Below are 20,453 nucleotides of genomic sequence, written 5' to 3' on the forward strand. Positions count from 1 at the left end.
CACTCGTCCATCGCCTACTTGTCACCCGTCAACTACGAGAGGAGGATATGTTCAACACCGAACCCGCAACCACCGCAATGCACGGCTTGAATCCCAAGCCGTAAATCGTCCACGGAACGGGGGGAACTCCAGACACGCGGTTGCGTATCATCCACACTGCCCGCCTTGCCCCCGCGTCTGCTCGTACAGCGGAAGGGTCTGCGGCAAGCGGTTCTGCAGCTCGTGAATGCGGGTCTCGTTGGCGGGGTGGGTGGAGAGGAATTCCGGCGGGGCGCCGCCACCTTGTTTGGACATATTGACCCAGAGCTTCGGCGCTTCGCGTGGGTCGAAGCCGGATTTCGCCATGTATTGCAGACCGAGGACGTCGGCCTCGCTCTCGTCCGCCCGCGAGTACGGCAAGAGCAACAGCAGATTGGCTCCGAGGCCGATGAGTTGCGGGTCGACGCCGGTGGTCTGCCCCAATACCGTGACTCCGAGTTGGGCCGCCAGCTCGTTCGACACGCGTGCGGCGGAATGGCCGGCGAGGACATGTGCCACCTCGTGACCGATCACGGCCGCGAGCTGGTCCGGGTTCTCGGCCACCTTGAGGAGCCCCGTGTATACACCGATCTTTCCACCCGGCAGCGCGAAGGCATTGACCTCTGGGGCGTCGAAGACCCGCACCTCCCAGGTCTCTTCGGGTGCCACGGTGCGCGTGATCGCCTCGGCCACGCAATCGACGTATCGCATCGTCTTGGAATCGGAGGTGGGCGGCGTCTCTTGTTGGAGTTGCGCGAAGGCGGTGCTGCCCATGGCCGCCATCTGAGCGTCGGATACCAACCGCAACTGGGTCCGACCCGTGGGCGTCGTGGCGCAGGCCGCGACGATCAAAACCACGGCGATCACAGCGACGGAGATCGAAGCCACGGAGCTCAAACTGGCCCCGATGACGGCGATTCGGCGCATCGGGCCTTCCCTATACGTAGAAGCGGTGCGAACCATAGCCTAGGCTTTCCCTTCGCTTACGACTCCTCCGTCTCGCTCGGCTTGAACTCCGCGATGAGCTGCTGCTGGGTGCGGGCGGGCACCGGGTCGTAGTGGCTGAGCTCGATGGTGTAGGCGCCATGGCCGCCGGTCATGGACTTGAGCTGGGACTGGTATTGCTCGACCTCGCTCAAGGGCACCTGGCCCGTGATCTCGATCATCCCGCCCGCCAGCGCGCGGGTGTTGCTGATGCGCCCGCGGCGGCCGGACAGATCGGCGGTGATGTCGCCCATGGCCGCGCTCGGGACCGTGATCGCGATGTTGACGATGGGCTCGAGCACCACCGGCCTGGCCTTCTTGACGGCGTCGATGAAGGCCTTTTTCCCGGCCGAGACGAAGGCCACTTCCTTGGAGTCGACGGGGTGGTGCTTGCCGTCGTAGACCGCAACCTCGAGGTCCTGCAAGGGATAGCCCGCGATCACGCCCTCGTGCAGGGCTTGCAGGACGCCTTTCTCCACCGCCGGGATGAACTGGCGCGGGATCACCCCGCCCACGACGGCGTCGACGAACTGGTAGCCGGCCCCGCGCTCCAGCGGCTTTACGCGCAGGAATACCTCGCCGAACTGCCCGGCGCCGCCGGTCTGCTTCTTGTGGCGGTGATGGCCTTCGGCGGGCAGGGTTACGGTCTCGCGGTAGGCGATGCGGGGCGGGCGCGTCTCGACCTCGACGTTGAAGCGCTCCTTCATGGTCTCGAGCATGACCCGCACGTGCAGATCCCCCAGTCCTCGCAATACCGTCTCGTTGAGCACGCTGTTGTGCTCGATGCGCACGCTCGGGTCCTCGGCCGAGAGCTTCTGGAGGGTATCGGAGAGCCGCTGCTCGTCGCCGCGACTCCTGGCGTGGATGGCGATACCGTGCATGGGCGTCGGAAAGGTGAGCGTTCTCAGGTGGATATGGTCATCTTCGTGGGAGTCGTGGAGAACCGCGTCAAAGTGGATGTCATCGATCTTGGCGACCGCGCAGATATCTCCGGGGATCCCCTCGGGGACCTCGATGGTGTCCTTGCCTTGCAACGTGAACAGGTGGCCGACCTTGAAGGGCTTGCGCCCGTCCCCGATGAACAACTGGCTGTCCTTGGTGATGGTGCCCTGGTGGATACGGAATACGCCGAGGCGCCCTACGAACGGGTCGATGGCGACCTTGAACACATGGGCGAGGGCGTGCCGGGCCGGATCGGCGGTCAGCGGGACGCGCTCCGCCGCGGGGCCTTCCCCTTTCAGGAATACCGGCGGGTTCCCTTCCATCGGATTCGGCAGGAGCCGCGCGAAGACATCCAGGAGCTGGTCCAGGCCCGCCCCCGTGCGGGCCGAGACGAAGCATACCGGGATCAAATGTCCTTCGCGCAGGGCCTTCTCGAACGGGTCGTGTAGTTGCTCGAGGCTGAGCGATTGGCCCTGCTCCAGGTATAGCTCCATGAGCGCATCATCGACCTCGACCACTTGGTCGATCAGCTCGGTGTGGGCCTGTGTGACGGAGGAGAAATCCGTGGGGCGTCCGTCGGGCGCGAAGAAGCAATCCACCACCGCCCCTCCGCCATCGGCCGGCAGATTGAGCGGTAGGCATTCGGCCCCGAACTGCGCCCGGATCCGCTGGAGGCAGGCTTTGAGGTCAACATTGTCCGCGTCGATGTGATTGACGACGACGAGGCGATCGAGATCACGCGCCTTGGCCCATTCCATCATGTGGCCGGTGACCATCTGCACCCCGGTCTGTGCATTCACGACCACTGCCACGGTCTCGACCGCGGGGAGCACGGCTAGCGCCCTTCCGAGGAAATCGGGATAACCCGGGGTGTCGATGAGGTTGATGCGCGTGCTCCGGTAATCGAAGCCGATCACCTTGCTGTGCAGCGAATGGCCATGGGCCTTCTCGAGGGGGTCGAAGTCCGACACGGTGGTCCCTCGCTCGACGCTACCGGGTGACTTGAGGACCCCGGTGTGTTGCAACATCCTCTCGATCAACGTGGTCTTGCCGGCCCCACCGTGTCCGACCAGGGCGATGTTGCGGATGTCCTCCGTTCTGTAGCGGGCCATCGGTACTCCCGTGCTATGCGCCTCTCAAAGTTCCCTCCACTGTCCAGGGCCGGGCGAGCTCGAGAGGCGATCAGGGCGAAGCACGCCGCGGGAAGAGGGCGGCGGGCATGCCTGGTGGGTCATTATACCGGCAGCCGTTTACCCTGGCACGCACCGCGACTACGGTGACCCCATCGGGCACAAAAAATGGGGCCGATCGTGCAGCCCCAAGACGCTGGTGACGAGCAAGGACCCCGCCGCCGTTTCAAAGCCCCCTCAGTCTCCGTGCTGCGCCAGCAATTGCCTCCCCTTGCGAGTCAGGTACCCGTCCTCATTGATGAATCCGAGGCGGGACGCCTCCCGAAACACCGCCCGTGCCCCGCCCTCCGGCACATACACGCCCCCATCGCCGTAGTGGTGCCGTAGAAGGGCCACGATGCGGGCCTCCCCGAGCATGGGATCCGCCTCCCCTTTGCCCGTGGTCTCCCCAGCCGAATACCGCGATTGCGTTGTGGATTGACCATCTAACATAGCGCTAATTTGAAGCTAATATACAACATGAGTACAATATATGACATGAGATAACCGAAGTCAAGCGACACATCGCACCATCTACATGGTGCTAGATGATACTTTTTCGCAACACCTCCGTGACCGAGGTGTGCGGCCCCGGTTCCTCGGGGCGGGATGCCGCATCCTCAGCGGGATCGGCGTCCCCTGCCTTCTGCAACGTCTTGATTTGCTTACTACACCATGCGCCGACCTCGGTATTCCATTCGGTCATCGGGTCGCGCATGGCACCGGTGACGTGGTTGGTGCATGGATGCTGCAGCACAGCATCATGCGATGGAGCATAACCCCCGACGCAGCGATCTCAATCGAGCAGGTGCTGCTGGGACAGATAGGCGTGGGTCTGCATCTCTTCGAGACGGCTCGCGGTGCGCGCGAACTGCGCGGCGAGGAGCTGCCCCGTGTAGAGATCCGTGGGCGGGGCATCGGCGGACACGATGAGCTTGACACGCCGGTCATAGAGGGTATCCACGAGCAGGATGAGACGCTTGGCCCGGTCGTTGTCGCCATCATCCAGGCTCGGGATATTCCCGATGAGGACGGTGTGATAGCACAAGGCGATTTAGTCCGCCGCTCCCCGTGGGCCGCCACAGATCCCTTCGAAATCGAACCACACGACCCCATCGATCTGCCGCATCGCCGGGATGGCGCGGCCCGCGACCTCGAGATCGAGCCCGGCGCGTCCGGGCCCGCGAGCCAGATGTTCGAAGGCGGTTGCGCAGAGCGTGTTCGGCCGAGTCGTCCAGGGGACAGTGATAGATCTCGGCCTTTTCCAGGGTCCGCAGCCGGTAATCGACGCCCCCCGAGAGCTCGACCACCTCCGTGTGGCGCAGGATGAGGTCGATCGCGGGCAGGAAGCGCTCGCGCTGCAGGCCGTTCCAATAGAGCCGCACGGGGGCCTCGTTGGAGGTCGCGACCAAGGTCACGCCACGCGCGAACAGCGCCTTCAAGAGGTTGCCGAGCAAGATCGCATCGGCGATGTCCCCCACGTGAAATTCATCGAGGCAGGACCCGCATCTCTTTGGCCATGCGCTCGGCCACGACATCCAGGGGGCGCTGGAGGTCTCTCAACCCCTTGAGGTCGCGGTGGATGGTCTGCATGAAGCTATAGAAATGCGCGCGGCGTTTGTCCGCGAAGGGCAGCCATTCGAACAGGGTGTCCATCAGGTAGGTCTTGCCACGGCCCACACCACCCCAGAGATACAGCCCCCCCGGAGCGCGCGCCGCCGACCGCCGAACCGGCCCCACAGCTCGCGTAGCAGCGGCGCGCGCCCTTGGCCGTCGCGACTCAGGTCCTCGTAGATCCGCTGCGTATGGCGCACCACCTGTGCTTGTGCCGCGTCCGGAAAGACGTCCCCCGCGGCGAGGTCGCGCTGATATCTTTGCTCGGGTGTCATCAGCACTCGTCTATCGGCCCTGCCGAGGTGTCACAGCCGGGGCTAGCTTAATACGAGGCATCGGAACGGCCAACGGTCTACCGATACGCGGTGCGCGCCAGGCAACGGGCGAGTGGCGCGGTGGGAACCGCGGCGGCGCCAACGTATCGGCGCAGCGGGGCACCGGTGACGAAAGGCTACGGCTTGCCTTCCCAGATGAACAGCCGCCGAAACTTCTCCCAGAACTCCCCTCCCATGATGAACATGCTGAGTATGAAGCTCACGTCTGCGGTAGCCAGGATATAGATCCTCGTATCGCCGGAAGGCAGCCAATTCGGGAAATAACCGTAGACGTAAAGCGGTAGCAAGCTCGCCAAGCTAACGCTCAGCCCGAAATAGTAACGCCGCTTGGACACCCGTTTGGGCAGCACGACCCGCCGCAACGCGGTCTTTAGCTTGTAGGTAAAGTAAAGGAATGCTTTCCGGCCGAGCAGCGCGATACCGACGAGCCCCACGACCTCGGGACCGCCGGCGATCAGGACGCCGACGATGACAGCGGATTCCGCGACGGGCAGTCCCAAAAGCGGAACCAAGAAGGCGAACAAGGGCATGATCAAGGAGAGGATCAGCGCTGTCATTCCCGCATAGAAGCGCCAATCCCGGTCGAGCACGGGTGGGGCGTGCACCGGCGCGCCGGCATCGGGGTCAGTCATGCGGCCGCGCCCACTGCCAAGGGCCCGGGAGGCGGGCACATGGCATCAACGAGAGCGAAACGCCGCCTCGCCAGCGCCAGGATAGACCTCCCCTTAGGGCAGGGCGGTCAAGCCGCCGCGCGGCCACCGTCCCCTAGAAGCGGTACGACAACAGCAGCGCGAAGATATCCCACTTCTTGTCCAGCGCAAACGGGTCAGGATTGTCCTGCGGCAACAGATACAAAGTTCCTCCGTACACATTGTGATACTCGGCTCGCGCCATCCACGAGGGGGTGATGTTGTAACGCACGCCGACGGTCCAATCCTTGGCAAACTGTAAGGATGAGGGAAATCCCGTAGCGGCTTCGGTCTTGGACCCATCACGGTCGTCGACGTTGGCGTAGAACACATCGTAACGCAGCACCATCTCCCAGTGCGGATCGACCCGATAAATCCCCTGGACGTAGTAGCTCTCGCCCACCGTCTCCAGGTCGAAATTGGGAATGGCTTCGGACGAGAAGCCTTCGTCCTTGATTCGCCTGCGAGCGTACTCGCTCGTCAGACTCCAATGCTCGGCCTCGTACTGCGCTGAGAAGATCAGGGGCTCGAACGTATCATCCCCGGGCCCCAAATCTTGAGATGGATCGAACCTCGGGTTGTATTTCGCCAACGCGCGACCTCCGGTGATCGCAAGGCGCAGTCCTTGAACCGGCGTTTCATAGATCAGGCGCCCCACGAACGACACACGGCTTTCAAGATCGCCTGGGAGTTCGGAGTTAAACACTGCCAGCTCCGAATTCTCACCGCCTATACGCTGGAAATAGGGACCCAACTCGAGCATGAAATTTCCCCAAGAGCCGCGCTCTTCGCCGTAAAACAGGATACCGTCTCCCGATATTGCCAGCTCGCGGGTCCTATCGAAGTATATGGATTGCGGCAGCAGGATGCTCGGCCGCGTGAAGGCCACATCGCGCGTGTCGTTGTAAAGCCCCAAGGGAAGCCGGACGCGCCCAACTCGGACTCCGAGCCGGCGGTCTCCGGTCTCTACCGCTGCGTAGTCCAAAAGAGCGAAATCCAGCTCAGGCTCGCCCTCGGCCGCTCCGCCCGCCCGGCGCGACAAGCCCTGGATCGCGAGCTGCACGTCCGGCCGGGGTACCCAGGACGCGTTGACGCCGATTTCCGTGAAGCCGAGACTGCCGCCGCGCGTGCTTTCGCCGAAGAGATTATTGTCATTCGAGGTCAAGAAATAGCCCTGGCTGAGAAAGCCGTGCACTTGAAAGCCTTCAAAAATCTCGAGGGCAAGCGCCGGGCCGCACAGGCCGGGCCACAGGATTAGCGCCGGCCACCACGGCAAGGATTGGGGCGTCCGCACGCTTCTACTCGACCGGCACCACGGTAACACTCTCATCAATCATCTTCCGCGATAGGTAACCGATCGCGCCGGCTGTCCCTGCCACCTTTGCGCGCATTTCCTCCTCGCTCCCCACCACGACAGCCCCCTCGCCCCTGACACCTGCCACCCTTGCGCGCATTTCCTCCTCGCTCCCAACCTCAAGAGGCGCCTGTCCGGTGCCCGAATAGACGAGGCGGTCCCAGGCTGTCCGATACTGGTGTGGAAAGACCCCGAGGATTTCCTTGCAGAACATGGCATGCACCGCATGATTGTCCGGGAGCACGTACACGCGAATTGGCGTACTGTCCTCCCAGGCGCGCAGCCGCATGCCGAAAATGGTAGAAAGCGTGTTTCGGGCGATCGCCGGACCCGCGGGTGCCGCCGGATTGACGACGACGACCACCTCGTCCGAATATGCTCGGGCCGGCCACCCGCAGAGCATGATCAGACACAGCGCCCATGCCCCGAGCGTCGAGCCGGTATGCCCCGCCTTCGATGCGCTGGCGAGTGCCGGACGGGCGCAGTTAACAAGGACAACTCCGTGGCGCAGCACTACTACGAAACGTGTATCAAACGTGGCTCGTTGACGAGTGGCGGGCAACGGCATTGAAAATGCCATCGGGCGGTATGTGAGTTGCGAGCGCAGCACCACCTTCAGCGCTACTACGCCCGAGCAATCCCCCTCGTGAATGTCTTTCGCTTAACTCGCCTGGTGCTGTGCTGCACTGGCTGAATTATCGCGTGGCGTGGGCCGGCCAGATCTTACCGTTCTCCGTAAGCAAACACCATACCTTGGGACGCTGCTGATGCACATGCTCGAGGAATTCCGGCACGAATCCCCAGTGAGCGCGCACCGGTCCGTGATATTCGATCAGCGGGCTCACCGGCGAGAGTTCCAATCCGAACTGGCGCAGTCGTCGATCCAGCCGCGGCTCCATCGCCGTGTACAAATAATAAACCTGCTGCTCCCAATTCATGATCATGGCCGCCTTGATGAGACCAAGAACCGGATGCGTTAGGACCCGACGCTCGTCGCTCCCTCGATCGGCGTCGAGGCCCTCTTCTGCCAGGCCATCCGGCCACCGCTCTTCCCCTCGCCGGGAACGGAACCGTCTGGCGACGATGAAGCGGGAGCACTCGGCGATACTGCCGCGGGCCGCACAGAATTTGCCTAGATAGTCCCGGTCGATGAGCTCCCCAGCCGCGACCTCGATGGGAAATAACGCATCCGGCCGGACGGGGTCGGCGAGCACCAGCCTGACCGTTCCCGCGTTGCTTCCGGTGGGCCGGTGGCGGAGCAGGCAGTGCACCGAGCGGTGCTCGTAGTCGTAGATGTCGCGCTCCAGTCCATCGGGATAGTCCAGCGGATCAAAGCCCGGTAAGCAGCCTTCTCGACAATAGACCTCGTAACGCAGTCGAAACGCCTCCTCCATGAGGGCCGGTGTATCGGCCCGGAGGATCTCGAAATACTTCGTGAAGTGGGCGAGTAGATCGGGGCCTGCATCCATTGAATGTCACTCCGGTGCACGGGTGCGCGAAGGGGCTCTGCCACGCGGGCCGTCTGGCGAATACCAACCCCGTCGGTCCACGCCGATCGCGGAGGTCCCGGCAAGGGCATGACGCCCTCGGCGGTCACGAGCCGATCGAACTTGTACGATATCGGCGAGGGCCGAGGTGGTAAGGCCGGGCCATCGAGCGGACTCTCCCCCTGTGCCGGTGCGCAATCGCCTCCCCCGCTCTAACTGACGTGTGGCGCCTTTTGCGCTATCTTTGAGACAGCAGCACCGAGTATGTTGCACGGCAAGCGCAGCGTCAACCCGAACGAACGCACAAGGCGAAAACGTGACAGGCGTGGGTTACGTCGATCCGGCCTATCTCGAGGGTACCGCGCGACTCTTGCGCGTGATCAAAGACGACAGCTATGACTGGATGCAGGCGCAGCGCGGCCACTGCGTGCTGGACCTGGGCTGTGGCCCGGGCACGGACACGCTCGCGCTGGCGGAGCGGGTCGGTAGCGATGGGATGGTGGTCGGGATAGACCGCGATCCGGCCATGGTGAGGGAGGCGGAGCGCCGAGCAGTGGAGGCGCGCCTCGGAACCCGCATCGTCCATCACCTGGCCGACGCCACTCGCCTGCCGCTGCGGTCCGGCTCATTCGACGCGAGCCGCTCGGAGCGGCTCTTTCAGCACCTGTCCGATCCCGCCGCCGCGCTCGGAGAGCTGTTGCGCGTTACCCGGCGGGGCGGATGGGTCGTGGTCCTGGACACGGATTGGGGCACACTGTCCTTATACAGCCCGGAGATCGAGATCGAGCGCCGCCTGGCACGCGTGCATGCGGACCATCTGCTACACAACGGCTATGCCGGCCGCCAGATGTATCATCTGTTCAAGCGCCAAGGCGTGGGGGACGTGCGCGTGGCGGTCTATCCGGTGCACGCGCTGGACCTGGCGCAGGTTCGGGTGCTCACGCTCCTCGACGAGGTCGAGCGCAAGGCCATCGATCTCGGCGTCGTCACACAAGCGGAGCTGCGACGCTGGCACACGAGCCTGCAAGCGCTCGAGGCCGAAGGCGGCGTTTTCTGCACTGCAACGCTCATCATGGTGGCAGGCCGCAAGGCCTGATACCGCTTGGCTTCGATCACCGGGTCCGGGTGCTCGACCGGGACCGACATCACCCGCTCGGCGGTGGACGCTGTTCGGTGGTGCGCCGACTGACATTGATCGCGTGCGTTTTGGTACGCATTATGCCGTGCGACCGCATTATGCCGTTCAATACAGACCCGTATTGAGTGAAGGGACGTGGGGGACAAAGCTACGGCGTGCGCGTTCTTCATGATCACGGAGCTCATCGGCCACGTCGGCCGACCGCGGCTGGCGCCGAAGGGCCGAGGCGTTGGGTTCGGCCGTGGGCCCTTGCCGATCCCCGCCATGAGCTGCTGAGGCGGCTGATGAAGAACGGCGCCCCACCCGCTGGTTTCCTGAGCCTCAAGTGGAAGGCTCTGCTGCTCACGAGTCTCGTGCTCATCGGCGTGACCGCGGCCTACACCTGGCTCAACGCCCTGCTCCTGAACGAACACTTCGAGCATCGACGCGCGGCCGTCCAGGAGAGCTATGCGCGCCAGCTCCAGGCCCTCCTCGATCGCTCCGGCAGACGCCTGGAGCAGCTCGGTACCGTGTTTGCCTCGTCGTCCGACGTTCAGGACCTGGTCCGATCGCCGACCGACGAACGAGCCGCCGCGAACTTCGAGCGGCTCTGGACCAACTTAACCATCGATATGGGGGTCGAGACCGTGGGGCTGTTTTCGCACCAGGGCTCCCCGATCGCCACGCGCGGCTGGGACCGGGTGAGCGGCTCGGCGGCGGTCAGTGTGCTGGTCCCGGCGGTCAGCCGGGACGAGCGCCCGCGCGCGCTGTACGATTGCTCGAGTGTGTGCCTGCAGTTCACCGCCGTACCGGTGCTCGGAACGGGCGGCCAAGCAGGGGTGCTGGTGCTCGGGGTCTCGCCGGCCGACGCGGTGCTCGATTTCCAGAAGGTCTCGGGTACCGACATGGGTCTCGTCGCCATCGGTCCCGGCACGGCCGAGGACGCCGGCCTGCCGGCCCGTTATATCCCGCACTGGCGCGGAACGGTGGTGGCCCTGAGCAACGATCGCCACAACATCCCCCTGCTGCGCGCGGCCGCGGCCCGCTATCCGGACCCCGCCGAGCTCGGGACGCCGCGCAATGAGCGCGTCGGCGATCAGGTCTTCGAGCTGCGCATGGCGCCCCTCGCGGGAACGGCGGAGACGGGCCGCAGCTATGTCGTGGTCATCGCCGATGTCACCGAGGCGCTCCGCGAGATCCGCGCGACCACGCGCCAGAACATCACCATCGGCCTGTGCGGCCTGGTCGTCGCCGAATCGCTGCTCCTTGCGGTGCTATGGGGGCCGCTGTCTCGCCTGAGACGGGCGGCCGGCAACCTGCCGCTCCTGGCGCAGGCCGCGTTTGCCGAGCTCCGATCGGCGATCCGATTCCAGCCGCACCGGCATTTCTGGCGCGACGAGGTGGATGTCTTGAACGAGACCGCGGTCATGCTGTCCTCGCAGCTCGAGGCCCTGCACGGGGAGTTGCAGACGCGCGTCGAAGAGCTGGGTATCGAACGCGACTTCGTCACCAGCGTGCTCGAGACCGGGCAGGTCATCATCCTGACCCAGACACGCCAGGGCGTCATCAGGACCGCGAACCGCCATGCCCGGGTGCTGTCGAGGTATTCGGGAGAGGAGCTGGAGGGCAAGCACTTCGCCGAGCTCCTGGTCGGCGACGATGCGGTTCACGGGCCCCTCGGACACTTCGTCGAGCTGGTCTCCGGCCAGCGCCAGCACCTGGAGGAGGAGCGCGATCTGCGCTCCAAGGACGGGGAGAACCTCAACGTGGTCTGGCACCACTCGATCCTCAGAGGACAGGCCCAGGGCGAGCCCTTGATCCTCTCGGTCGGGATGGACATTACCGCGCGCAAGAGCGCCGAGCTCCGGCTCACCTGGCTCGCGGACCACGACCCGCTGACCCATCTGTTCAACCGCCGCCGCCTGCAAGAGGAGCTCGAAGAGGCCATCGCCAGGGCCAAGCGCTATCGCCACAGCGGGGCCTTGGTGTTAGTGGACCTCGACCAGTTCAAGTATGTCAACGATACCAGCGGTCACCCGGCGGGCGATCGCCTGCTGGAGAGCCTCGGCGAGTCGCTGCCCCGCGTGCTCCGCGAGGTCGACGTCATTGCCCGCCTGGGCGGTGACGAGTTCGCCATCGTTCTGGGGAAGGCCGACGAAGCCGAGGCCGTCCAGGTCGCGAAAAAGATCCTGGCCCACATCCAGGAGATCGAGGTCCGCGTCGGTGATCGCGTGCACAAGGTCTCGGCGAGCATCGGCATCACCCTCTTTCCGCAACACGGCGACACGGTGCGGGACCTTTTGGCCCACGCCGATCTGGCTTTGTACGATGCCAAGGAATCGGGTCGCAGTCGTTGCCACCTGTTCTCGCCTGGGGACCAGGGCTATCGCGCGATGCAGGACCGGGTCCTCTGGAAGGAGCGCGTGGAACGGGCCCTGGTCGACAAACGTTTCGTCCTCTTCGTGCAGCCGATCGTGGACATCCGTACCGAGCGCACCAGCCATTACGAGGTCTTGTTGCGCATGCGGCACGACGACGGCAGTCTCATCAGCCCGGCCCAGTTCATCGAGGTGGCGGAGCGCGTTGGCCTCATCGGCCGCATCGACCGCATGGTCGTCGCCGAGGCGGTCCGGGCCCAGGCACGGCTGGCGGCCATGGGCGAGGACGTGTCCTTTGCCGTCAACCTCTCGGCGCACGCCTTCAACGACCCCGAGCTCTTGACCTTCCTCGCGGACCTCTTGCGGGACACGGGGCTCGACCCCAAACGGCTCATCCTGGAGATGACCGAGACCGCGACGGTGGCGGACTTCGGCGCGGCGCGCAGCCTTATGGAGGCCATCCGCGGGCTCGGTTGCTCGTTCGCGCTGGACGACTTCGGACGCGGATTCTCGTCGTTTTTCTATCTCAAGGAGCTGCCCATGGAGTACGTCAAGATCGACGGCTCCTTCGTGCGCAATCTCCTGGAACGCCCGGACGACCAGGCCCTGGTGCGGGCCATGGCCCAGATCGCCCGGGCCTTCGGCAAGAAGACCGTGGCCGAGCACGTGGAGTCCGGCGAGGTCCTGGAGCTCCTGGCGCAGTTCGACATCGATTATGCCCAAGGCTACTACACCGGTCGCCCGGTACCCATGACCGTCGCCTTTCCCGCGCTCACCGACGCATGCATCTCCTTCCCCAAACGACTGGCGACCTGAAGCGTACCGCCAGAGCGGTGATGCCGCCGGTGGCCTTCTGGTCGCTGCGCCTCGTGGAGACCGAAGAACAGGTGCTCAGGGTGCGCCAGGGGGTGCTGCAGCCGCCGTCCTATCGCAGCACCTCGGGTATCTTTGTCTCGGTGATCGATGGCCGGGGGATGGGCTACGCCGCGAGCCACGACACCACGCCGGCCGGTCTGCGCGCGGCGGCCGGGCAGGCCCGTGACTGGGCGCGGCGGGTCGGGAGCCTGGGGCTCACAAGCCCCGAGCCCGTGGGCGGGGCGCCGTTTTCCCTCGCCTATCGGAGCCCCGTGGAGTTCCCCTGGCAACGGGCCCCGCTGGCCGAGACCATCGGCCTCCTGCACGATGCCGCACGGCGGCTCAAATGCCACGCGCGGATCGTGGACTGGGAGGCCGGCCTGCACCTACGCACGACGCGCGCGGTCCTGGTCACGAGCGCAGGCGGCGAGATCGACCAGCGCTTCAGCGACATCACGGCCGATCTCATGGCGCTCGCCCACCACGGGAACCTCAGCGAGCGCCGCAGCTTCGGCGGTGATTGTGGACGCCAGGGTGGCGTCGAAGTGCTCGAAGGACTGGGGTTCACGAGCGTCGCGAGCAGAGTCGCCGAAGAGGCCCTGATCCTGGTCGAAGCGCCGCCGTGCCCAAGCGGCCGCATGGACCTCCTGCTCCTGCCGAGCCAGATGATCCTGCAGGTCCACGAGAGCATCGGCCATCCTTTGGAGCTCGACCGCATTCTGGGCGATGAGCGAAATTACGCCGGCGGCACCTTCGTCACGCCCGAGATGTTTGGGACCTACCGCTACGGCTCCGAGCTCCTCGATGTCACCTACGACCCCGGCGTGCCGGGGGAGCTGGCGAGCTTCGCCGCCGATGATGAAGGCACCCATGCCGAGCGCCAGTATCTCATCCGCGCCGGGGTCCTTGAGCGCCCGCTCGGCGGCACCGGCTCACAGATCCGAGCCGGCCTTCCGGGCGTCGCTTGCACGCGCGCAGAGGGTTGGCACCGCCCCCCGATTGACCGTATGGCCAACCTGAATCTGGAACCCGGCGCTACCCCCTTCGAAGACCTGGTACGCGGCATCGAACGCGGGGTGCTCATGGACACTAACCGCTCCTGGTCGATCGACGACCGTAGGAACAAATTCCAGTTCGGATGCGAGTTCGGGGCGCTGATCCGCGACGGCGAGGTGCGCGACACCGTCCGGAACCCGGGCTACCGCGGGGTCTCGGCGAGCTTCTGGCGGGGCCTCGCGGCGGTCGGGGACAGGAGCACCTGGCGGGTCATGGGGCTTTCGACCTGCGGCAAGGGCGAGCCCAACCAGACCATGAACGTGGGGCACGCGGCCCCCGCTTGCGTGTTCCGCGATGTCGAGGTCTTCGGGGGTGGATGACGCGCGCGACAAGTTCGACCGGCTCATGGACGAGCTGGAGCGACTGTGCCTTCCGGGCGAGGTGTTCCTCGCCGGCTTTCTCGGGGAAGACTCCGACTTCGTGCGGCTGAACCACAACCGGGTCCGGCAGGCGGGGCACGTCGTACAGCGCGAGTGCCGCGTGAGCCTCATCCGGGGGCGGTGTGAGGCCCAGGGCGCGCTGAGCCTCGGGGCCGACCGGTCTTCGGATGCGCAACGGCTGGGGGCGCTGATCGAGCGGTTGCGCACCCAGCTCGCGGTCGCCAGGGACGATCCCCATTTCCTCTATGCCACCGAGCCGCATTCCACCGCCGAAGTGCGAACCCTGAACCTCCCGGACGGCCGCGCGGCGATCGAGACGATCATGGGAATGGCCGAGGGCCTGGACCTCGTCGGCCTGTTCGCCAACGGCAGCTTTTATCGCGGGTTCGGCAACAGCCTGGGGCAGCGCAACTGGTACGCGAACGGCGGCTTCAACGTCGATATCAGCGCCCACGGCGACGGCGCTCGGGCGGTCAAGTGCCTGTACGCCGGCCAGTCCTGGGACCCCGCGGCCCTGGGGCACAGGATCGCCGAGCTGCGGGATCGACTCGCGGCGCTGACCCGCGAGGGCCGGCCACTTACGCCGGGGCGCTATCGGGTCTATCTCTCGCCGTATGCGCTCGGCGAGGTCCTGGGGCTCCTCGGCATGAGCGCCTTCGGGATGCGCAGCCACAAGACCCTGCACACGCCCCTCCTCAAGATGATCCGCGAGGGCCGGCGTCTGCACCCCGACATCACCGTCCTCGAGGCCCACGGCGAGGGCTACACACCCACATTCACGTCGGCGGGCTTCATCAAACCCGAGCAGGTGGTGTTGATCGAAGCGGGCGGATTCCGCGATTGTCTCGCGGACCGCCGTAGCGCCGCGGAGTACGGCGTGACACCGAACGCCGAGTTCGAGGGCACCCGCTCGCTCGCACTCGCCGCGGGCGATGTGCCGGAACGCGAAATGTTGGCCCGGCTCGACACCGGGATCTACGTCGATCACCTGTGGTACGGCAATTTTTCCGACTGGAACGACTGCCGCATCACAGCCACCACCCGCTACGCCTCGTTCTGGGTCGAGGACGGGGAGATCACCGCGCCCATCCCGACGATGCGGCTGGACGAGAGCATCTACCACCTCCTCGGCGATGGGCTCATGGGACTGACCCGGGAGCGCGAGTCGATCGTCGATCCCGGCACCTACGAATGGCGCTCGCTCTCGAGCCAGCGCCTGCCGGGGGCGCTCGTCGACGGGGTCGGCTTCGCGATGTGAGCTCCTGGCCCGACGGGCCTGTGGCGGGACTCAGGTGTTGGATCGTGCGTTCGCTAAGGGCCGCCTACAGGCTTTAGCCCCTCTCCTGCTCGCAGCCGAAGGACATGGTGAGAACGAACTTCGTATTCGTGGACTTCGAGTTTGTCCAGCCTGGGAACATTGGCCTGTTGTACGGCGGCCCGTTCAAGATAAGGTCTTTACTGGGAGCCGCGCAGTGGAAGATCTGAAGATCTCATGACCAAAAAGCGCACGTCTGGTACGACCGCAGCGATCGCGAAAGACCCCGGTCCTTTCGTCATACGGGTCGCCAAAGGATTTCGCGCGAACCAAGGGTTTTTGTTGGCCGGGGCGGTTGCCTATCACACCCTGCTGTCGCTCGTGCCACTGACGATTCTCGTGCTCATCGGGTTGTCGCATTTTGTCGAAGAAGCGGAATTGCTGCGGACGATGGATCGCTACCTGGAGCTCCTCGTTCCGGGTCAGTCCGACGCGATCATGGCAGAGCTCACGACCTTTCTCAACCATCGCGATGTCGTTGGTTGGGTCTTGATCGTCACGATCCTTTTTTTCAGCTCGCTCGCCTTCACCGTACTGGAAAATGCGATGTCCGTGATCTTCCACCATCGGGCCGCCATCAAGCGGCGGCATTTCCTCATCTCGGCGCTCATCCCATACTGCTTTATCCTATCGCTGGGAATCGGTTTGCTGGTCGTGACGGTCGTGTCCGGCTCCCTCCAGACGATGGGCGCCGAGAACATCGACTTATTCGGCAAGACATTTTCGCTTGGCGGGCTCTCCGGGTTCCTGTTCTACGCAATCGGCGTGATCGGCGAAATTCTGGTCCTGTCTGCGATCTATCTCGTCATGCCGGTGGGTCGCTTGTCATGGCGTCACGCATTGATCGGCGGCGTCACAGCGGCGGTGTTGTGGGAGATCACCCGTCACATGCTCGTCGCCTACTTCTCGACATTGTCGCAAGTCAGCATCGTGTACGGTTCACTGACGACTTCTATCGTCGTGCTGCTGAGCCTGGAAATCGCGGCGATGGTTCTATTGATCGGCGCACAGGTCATCGCGGAATACGAGCGTTACCGTAGCGAGAGGGCCGCCGCGGCGCCCACAAAGTGAAGATGAAAAGGCGACGGATTTATTTTTGAGACCTTCGGGGGCGTCCTCTGCCCCGGTGCTCGAGGCGAATGCTCAGTTTTCGCTCAATCTCGTCTAGCTAGAAAACGCTGTGTGCCGGTCAGTTGTCCACAGCGCCTCCCGGATCAGAGTTTGTTCGGAAATGATGGACGGTAATCGGGCAGGCCTCGCCGCGTCCCGTTGAATACCGCCTGATACTAACGGAGGTCACCATGCTTCACGAGAAGCACCCCGCCCGCCTCATCTTCTTCGCTTTCTTGATCCTCTGCGCCGTGGTGATCGCCGCCCGGGCTGAGACCCAAAAGCTCACGACGACGGTGGGGCTGCAAAAGGTGCTTGCGGCAGCGGTGGCCAAGGCCGAGGAGATCGGGGTGCCCATGGGCATCGCGGTGGTAGACGCAGGGGCCAATTTGGTTGGCTTCATCAAGATGGACGGGCTTTCGTCCACACCCATTACACCGCCGAGGCCAAGGCCTATAGCGCCGCTTCGGTACGTAGGCCCATGCACGAGAGCGGCATACCCTCTGCGGTAAGCACCGAGATCGCCTCGGTGACCAGACGGCCGCTTCACCCCCCTCCCCGGCGGTCTGCCGCTCGTCATCGGGGGGCAGGTGGTTGGGGCCATCGGCGTGGGCAGCGGTAGCGGGGGACAGGACATCGCGGTGGCCACGGCGGGGGCGGAGGCGCTGAAGGGCGAGCGCGGAAGCGGGCTCTTGTCACCAGAGAAGTTCGATGCTTTTCTTGAATCGGCACCCTAGATCACGGGCTTCTGCGCTGCGCTGTGCGGACGCGCCCGTGAGAAGTTCGTCGCCTTAACCCCCTCCCATGCGTTTCAGCCGTCTGAGCCGGCAATCCCCTTTGCCCCATCACTCGCCCGAGACGCCAAAACACTCCCAACATGCTACCTCGCGCCGATGAAGGGCCCGAAAAGTCCCTGATTCCAGGTCGAGGACTCGTATGTTTGACAGCTCCCACGCCCAGCAGTAATGTGCCCTTTTGAGGAAAAATGGGGATATTTCCTTTATACGTCTTCTACTTCCCGCCGTTCACCGTCTCCGACGTGGGCGGCGAGCCGCTTGGAAGTACGGCGTCCCGCACGTCGGCAATGCCAACGTCGTCCGGATGCAACATAGTCGATGAGCATTACTGACTATCACGCCAAGTATCTCGCCCACGAACTCACCCGGCGCTGCGGGTCTGATAGCGTCGAGAAGCTAGCATCCGTGCTCGCCGACGCGCAGGTGGACCTCAACCCGCACCAAGTGGACGCCGCGCTGTTCGCCTTCCAGAGCCCGTTCTCCAAAGGCGCCATCCTGGCCGACGAGGTCGGGCTGGGTAAGACCATCGAGGCTGGCCTCCTCCTCGCGCAGAAGTGGGCCGAGCGCAAGCGCCGCCTGCTCGTAATCCTTCCCGCTAACCTGCGCAAACAGTGGAGCCAGGAGCTGGAGGATAAGTTCTACCTGCCGTCGGTGATCCTAGAAGCCCGCAGCTTCAACGAGGCCATCCGCGCCGGTAACCTCAACCCGTTTCAGCAGGATGCGGTCGTGCTTTGTTCCTACCAGTTCGCGCGTTCCAAGGAGCCTTACGTTCGCCAGACCGCGTGGGACCTGGTGGTCATCGACGAGGCCCACCGGCTGCGCAACGTCTACAAGAACTCGAGCAAGATCGCGCTCTCCATCAAGCAGGCCGTCGCGTCCTTCCCAAAGGTCCTTCTTACCGCCACTCCTCTGCAGAACTCACTGCTGGAGCTCTACGGGCTGGTCAGCATCATCGACGATTACGCCTTTGGCGATCTGGAGAGCTATCGCACACGTTTTGCGCGGCTGTCCAACGAGGACAACTTCGCGGAACTCAAGGAACGGCTGGCGCCGATCTGCAAGCGCACGCTGCGCCGCCAGGTGCTGGAGTACGTGAAGTACACGAATCGCCACGCACTGGTTCAGGAGTTCGTCCCGACGCCGGAGGAGCAGCGGCTCTATGACCTCGTCTCCGCCTACCTTCAACGCGACGCCCTCTACGCCTTGCCCGCGAGCCAGCGCCAGCTCGTGACCCTGATCCTGCGCAAACTTCTGGCTTCGTCGACCTACGCCATCGCCGGTACGCTCGATGCCATGGTGCAGCGACTCCAGGCGGCGGCTTCGGCCGCAGAGGCGGTAGAGGCTCCGCCGGAGGGTCTGAGTGAAGACTGGGAGCAGCTCGACGAGCTTGCCGACGAGTGGGAAGGCGACGCCGACGGTGCCGCGCCCGCCGAGCGAGCGCGCCTCACGCCCGGGCAACTCGCGGAGCTCAAGCGCGAGATGGCCGAGCTGCGGGAGTTCTACGCGCTCGCCCGGTCGATCATCAAGAACTCCAAAGGAGAGGTCCTACTCACGGCGCTTCGGCGCGGCTTTGAGGCTGCGTCGAGGGCACAGGCCGCGCAAGGGACCCCGGCGCTCCAGCAGAAGGCCGTGATCTTCACCGAGTCCCGGCGCACGCAGACTTATCTCTTCGAGCTTCTCCAGCAAATGGAGTTTGCCGGGAAGGTGATGCTCTTCAACGGCACGAACAACGACCCGATGTCTAAAGCGATCTACCGGCGCTGGCTCGAACGCCACGCCGGCGCCGACCGCGTGAGCGGCTCGCCGAGCGCTGACATGCGCGCGGCGCTGATCGATTACTTCCGGGACGAGGCGGCAATCCTCATCGCCACCGACGCCGCTGCCGAGGGCATTAATCTCCAGTTCTGCAACCTGGTCGTGAATTACGATCTGCCCTGGAACCCGCAGCGCATCGAGCAACGGATCGGCCGCTGCCACCGCTACGGCCAGAAATTCGAGGTCGTGGTAGTGAACTTCCTCAACAAGACCAACGCCGCTGACCAGCGCGTGTACGAGCTGCTGGACCAGAAGTTTCGGCTGTTTAACGGGGTCTTCGGCGCGAGCGACGAGGTGCTCGGCGCGGTCGAAGCGGGCGTGGACTTCGAGAAGCGCATCGCGGCAATCTATCAGAAGTGCCGCACACTGGAACAGATCCAATTCGAGTTCGACCAGCTTCAACGAGAGCTCGAAGGGCAGATCGCCACTGGCCAGCGCGACGCGCGGGAGAAGCTGCTGGAGAACTTCGACCAAGAAGTGGTTGAAAAGGTGCGCATCCAGAGCCGCGACGTCCTCGATCGCTTCAACGAGCGCCTCTGGCGCCTCACCCGCTACCTGCTGCGCGACCACGCACACTTCCAGGACGACGGCTTCAGCTTCATGCTGCACCGCAACCCCTTCCCGGGCGAGACCATCCATCCCGGCCCCTATCAGATGGGCAAACGCGCGGACGACGCCAATACCTACCGCGTAGGGCATCCGCTCGCGCAGCGCGTGCTCGCGCTCGGCCGCGGCTTGAGCACGGTCCCGGCGGAGGTCATCTTCTGCTACGGCGTGAGCGGCAAGAAGATCGCCGTTCTCGAACCGCTGGGGGGCCAGATGGGCTGGCTCGCCTGCGCGCGCCTGACTGTAAGCGCGCTGGAAACCGAAGACCACCTTTTTTTCGCGGGCGCCACCGACGCGGGCGAGCCGCTAGCAGCCTGTCGGACTAAGGTTGAACGGTACAGCGGCGGCGCAGGTGCTGAGCGGGACCATCGTTGGTCGAACGGTCATTGATGCTGTAGGGACGGTGAAATGATGATGATCGGATCGATCCCT

15 protein-coding genes and 2 pseudogenes are annotated in these 20,453 nt (G+C 64.5%); 7 read left to right on the forward strand and 10 right to left on the reverse strand.

The features are described 5' to 3' along the window. Positions 1-147: 147 nt before the first annotated feature. From M3461_17275 to M3461_17320, 10 genes and pseudogenes are all read right to left on the reverse strand, one after another. Positions 148-945, reverse strand: a complete 798-nt coding sequence (locus M3461_17275) for a M48 family metallopeptidase (GenBank protein ID MDQ3775976.1) — start codon at positions 943-945, stop codon at positions 148-150. Between the two features lie 56 nt (positions 946-1,001). Further along, entirely contained in the window at positions 1,002-3,056 is a 2,055-nt protein-coding gene (gene fusA, locus M3461_17280) for an elongation factor G (protein ID MDQ3775977.1), read from the reverse strand. 255 nt (positions 3,057-3,311) lie between these two features. Continuing rightward, positions 3,312-3,491: a hypothetical protein gene (locus M3461_17285; protein MDQ3775978.1), complete on the reverse strand. Its 180-nt coding sequence runs from the start codon at positions 3,489-3,491 to the stop codon at positions 3,312-3,314. A gap of 166 nt (positions 3,492-3,657) precedes the next feature. Next, on the reverse strand, positions 3,658-3,831 hold the full coding sequence (locus tag M3461_17290) for a hypothetical protein (protein MDQ3775979.1): 174 nt from the start codon (positions 3,829-3,831) through the stop codon (positions 3,658-3,660). 78 nt (positions 3,832-3,909) lie between these two features. Then, positions 3,910-4,793 (reverse strand): annotated as a pseudogene (gene zapE / locus M3461_17295) (cell division protein ZapE). After that, positions 4,769-5,002, reverse strand: a complete 234-nt coding sequence (locus tag M3461_17300; GenBank protein MDQ3775980.1) for a cell division protein ZapE — start codon at positions 5,000-5,002, stop codon at positions 4,769-4,771. The pseudogene zapE and the gene M3461_17300 overlap by 25 nt, the downstream one beginning before the upstream one ends. Positions 5,003-5,178: 176 nt before the next feature. Next, positions 5,179-5,694 (reverse strand): hypothetical protein, encoded by a 516-nt coding sequence (locus tag M3461_17305; protein ID MDQ3775981.1) that lies wholly within the window; start codon positions 5,692-5,694, stop codon positions 5,179-5,181. 133 nt (positions 5,695-5,827) lie between these two features. Continuing rightward, positions 5,828-7,045 carry a hypothetical protein gene (locus M3461_17310; protein MDQ3775982.1) on the reverse strand — a complete coding sequence of 406 codons (1,218 nt, stop codon included), beginning with the start codon at positions 7,043-7,045 and terminating at the stop codon, positions 5,828-5,830. Between the two features lie 4 nt (positions 7,046-7,049). After that, on the reverse strand, positions 7,050-7,469 hold the full coding sequence (locus tag M3461_17315; protein ID MDQ3775983.1) for a hypothetical protein: 420 nt from the start codon (positions 7,467-7,469) through the stop codon (positions 7,050-7,052). Positions 7,470-7,800: 331 nt separating this feature from the next. Beyond that, positions 7,801-8,574 carry a PEP-CTERM/exosortase system-associated acyltransferase gene (locus M3461_17320; GenBank protein MDQ3775984.1) on the reverse strand — a complete coding sequence of 258 codons (774 nt, stop codon included), beginning with the start codon at positions 8,572-8,574 and terminating at the stop codon, positions 7,801-7,803. Positions 8,575-8,908: 334 nt separating this feature from the next. Here M3461_17320 and M3461_17325 point away from each other — a divergent pair, with 334 nt between their 5' ends. The 7 genes and pseudogenes from M3461_17325 (at position 8,909) to M3461_17355 (ending at position 20,411) form a co-directional block, all read left to right on the forward strand. Next, positions 8,909-9,688, forward strand: coding sequence for a methyltransferase domain-containing protein (locus M3461_17325; protein MDQ3775985.1), 780 nt, complete (start codon positions 8,909-8,911; stop codon positions 9,686-9,688). 326 nt (positions 9,689-10,014) lie between these two features. After that, positions 10,015-12,903, forward strand: coding sequence for an EAL domain-containing protein (locus tag M3461_17330; protein ID MDQ3775986.1), 2,889 nt, complete (start codon positions 10,015-10,017; stop codon positions 12,901-12,903). A gap of 20 nt (positions 12,904-12,923) precedes the next feature. Further along, a complete protein-coding gene (locus tag M3461_17335) occupies positions 12,924-14,318 on the forward strand; it encodes a TldD/PmbA family protein (protein ID MDQ3775987.1) in 1,395 nt (464 codons plus the stop codon). Beyond that, positions 14,311-15,636, forward strand: a complete 1,326-nt coding sequence (locus M3461_17340; protein MDQ3775988.1) for a metallopeptidase TldD-related protein — start codon at positions 14,311-14,313, stop codon at positions 15,634-15,636. The genes M3461_17335 and M3461_17340 overlap by 8 nt, the downstream gene beginning before the upstream one ends. Positions 15,637-15,870: 234 nt before the next feature. Further along, entirely contained in the window at positions 15,871-16,764 is an 894-nt protein-coding gene (locus M3461_17345) for a YihY/virulence factor BrkB family protein (protein ID MDQ3775989.1), read from the forward strand. A gap of 395 nt (positions 16,765-17,159) precedes the next feature. Continuing rightward, a pseudogene (locus M3461_17350) lies at positions 17,160-17,540 on the forward strand (heme-binding protein). Between the two features lie 378 nt (positions 17,541-17,918). Next, positions 17,919-20,411 carry a DEAD/DEAH box helicase gene (locus M3461_17355; protein MDQ3775990.1) on the forward strand — a complete coding sequence of 831 codons (2,493 nt, stop codon included), beginning with the start codon at positions 17,919-17,921 and terminating at the stop codon, positions 20,409-20,411. The last annotated feature ends 42 nt before the right edge of the window (positions 20,412-20,453 follow it).

This window comes from Pseudomonadota bacterium (assembly GCA_030860485.1).
Classification (GTDB): Bacteria; Pseudomonadota; Gammaproteobacteria; order JACCXJ01; family JACCXJ01; genus JACCXJ01.

Bases quoted from the DNA above. Each gene is read 5' to 3' on its own strand.
- M3461_17330 (MDQ3775986.1), top strand. From the start codon at position 10,015: ATGAAGAACGGCGCCCCACCCGCTGGTTTCCTGAGCCTCAAGTGGAAG.
- M3461_17335 (MDQ3775987.1), top strand. From the start codon at position 12,924: ATGCCGCCGGTGGCCTTCTGGTCGCTGCGCCTCGTGGAGACCGAAGAA.
- M3461_17345 (MDQ3775989.1), top strand. From the start codon at position 15,871: ATGACCAAAAAGCGCACGTCTGGTACGACCGCAGCGATCGCGAAAGAC.
- M3461_17355 (MDQ3775990.1), top strand. From the start codon at position 17,919: ATGAGCATTACTGACTATCACGCCAAGTATCTCGCCCACGAACTCACC.
- M3461_17290 (MDQ3775979.1), bottom strand. From the start codon at position 3,831: ATGCGCGACCCGATGACCGAATGGAATACCGAGGTCGGCGCATGGTGT.
- M3461_17285 (MDQ3775978.1), bottom strand. From the start codon at position 3,491: ATGCTCGGGGAGGCCCGCATCGTGGCCCTTCTACGGCACCACTACGGC.
- fusA (MDQ3775977.1), bottom strand. From the start codon at position 3,056: ATGGCCCGCTACAGAACGGAGGACATCCGCAACATCGCCCTGGTCGGA.
- M3461_17275 (MDQ3775976.1), bottom strand. From the start codon at position 945: ATGCGCCGAATCGCCGTCATCGGGGCCAGTTTGAGCTCCGTGGCTTCG.
- M3461_17305 (MDQ3775981.1), bottom strand. From the start codon at position 5,694: ATGACTGACCCCGATGCCGGCGCGCCGGTGCACGCCCCACCCGTGCTC.
- M3461_17300 (MDQ3775980.1), bottom strand. From the start codon at position 5,002: ATGACACCCGAGCAAAGATATCAGCGCGACCTCGCCGCGGGGGACGTC.
- M3461_17320 (MDQ3775984.1), bottom strand. From the start codon at position 8,574: ATGGATGCAGGCCCCGATCTACTCGCCCACTTCACGAAGTATTTCGAG.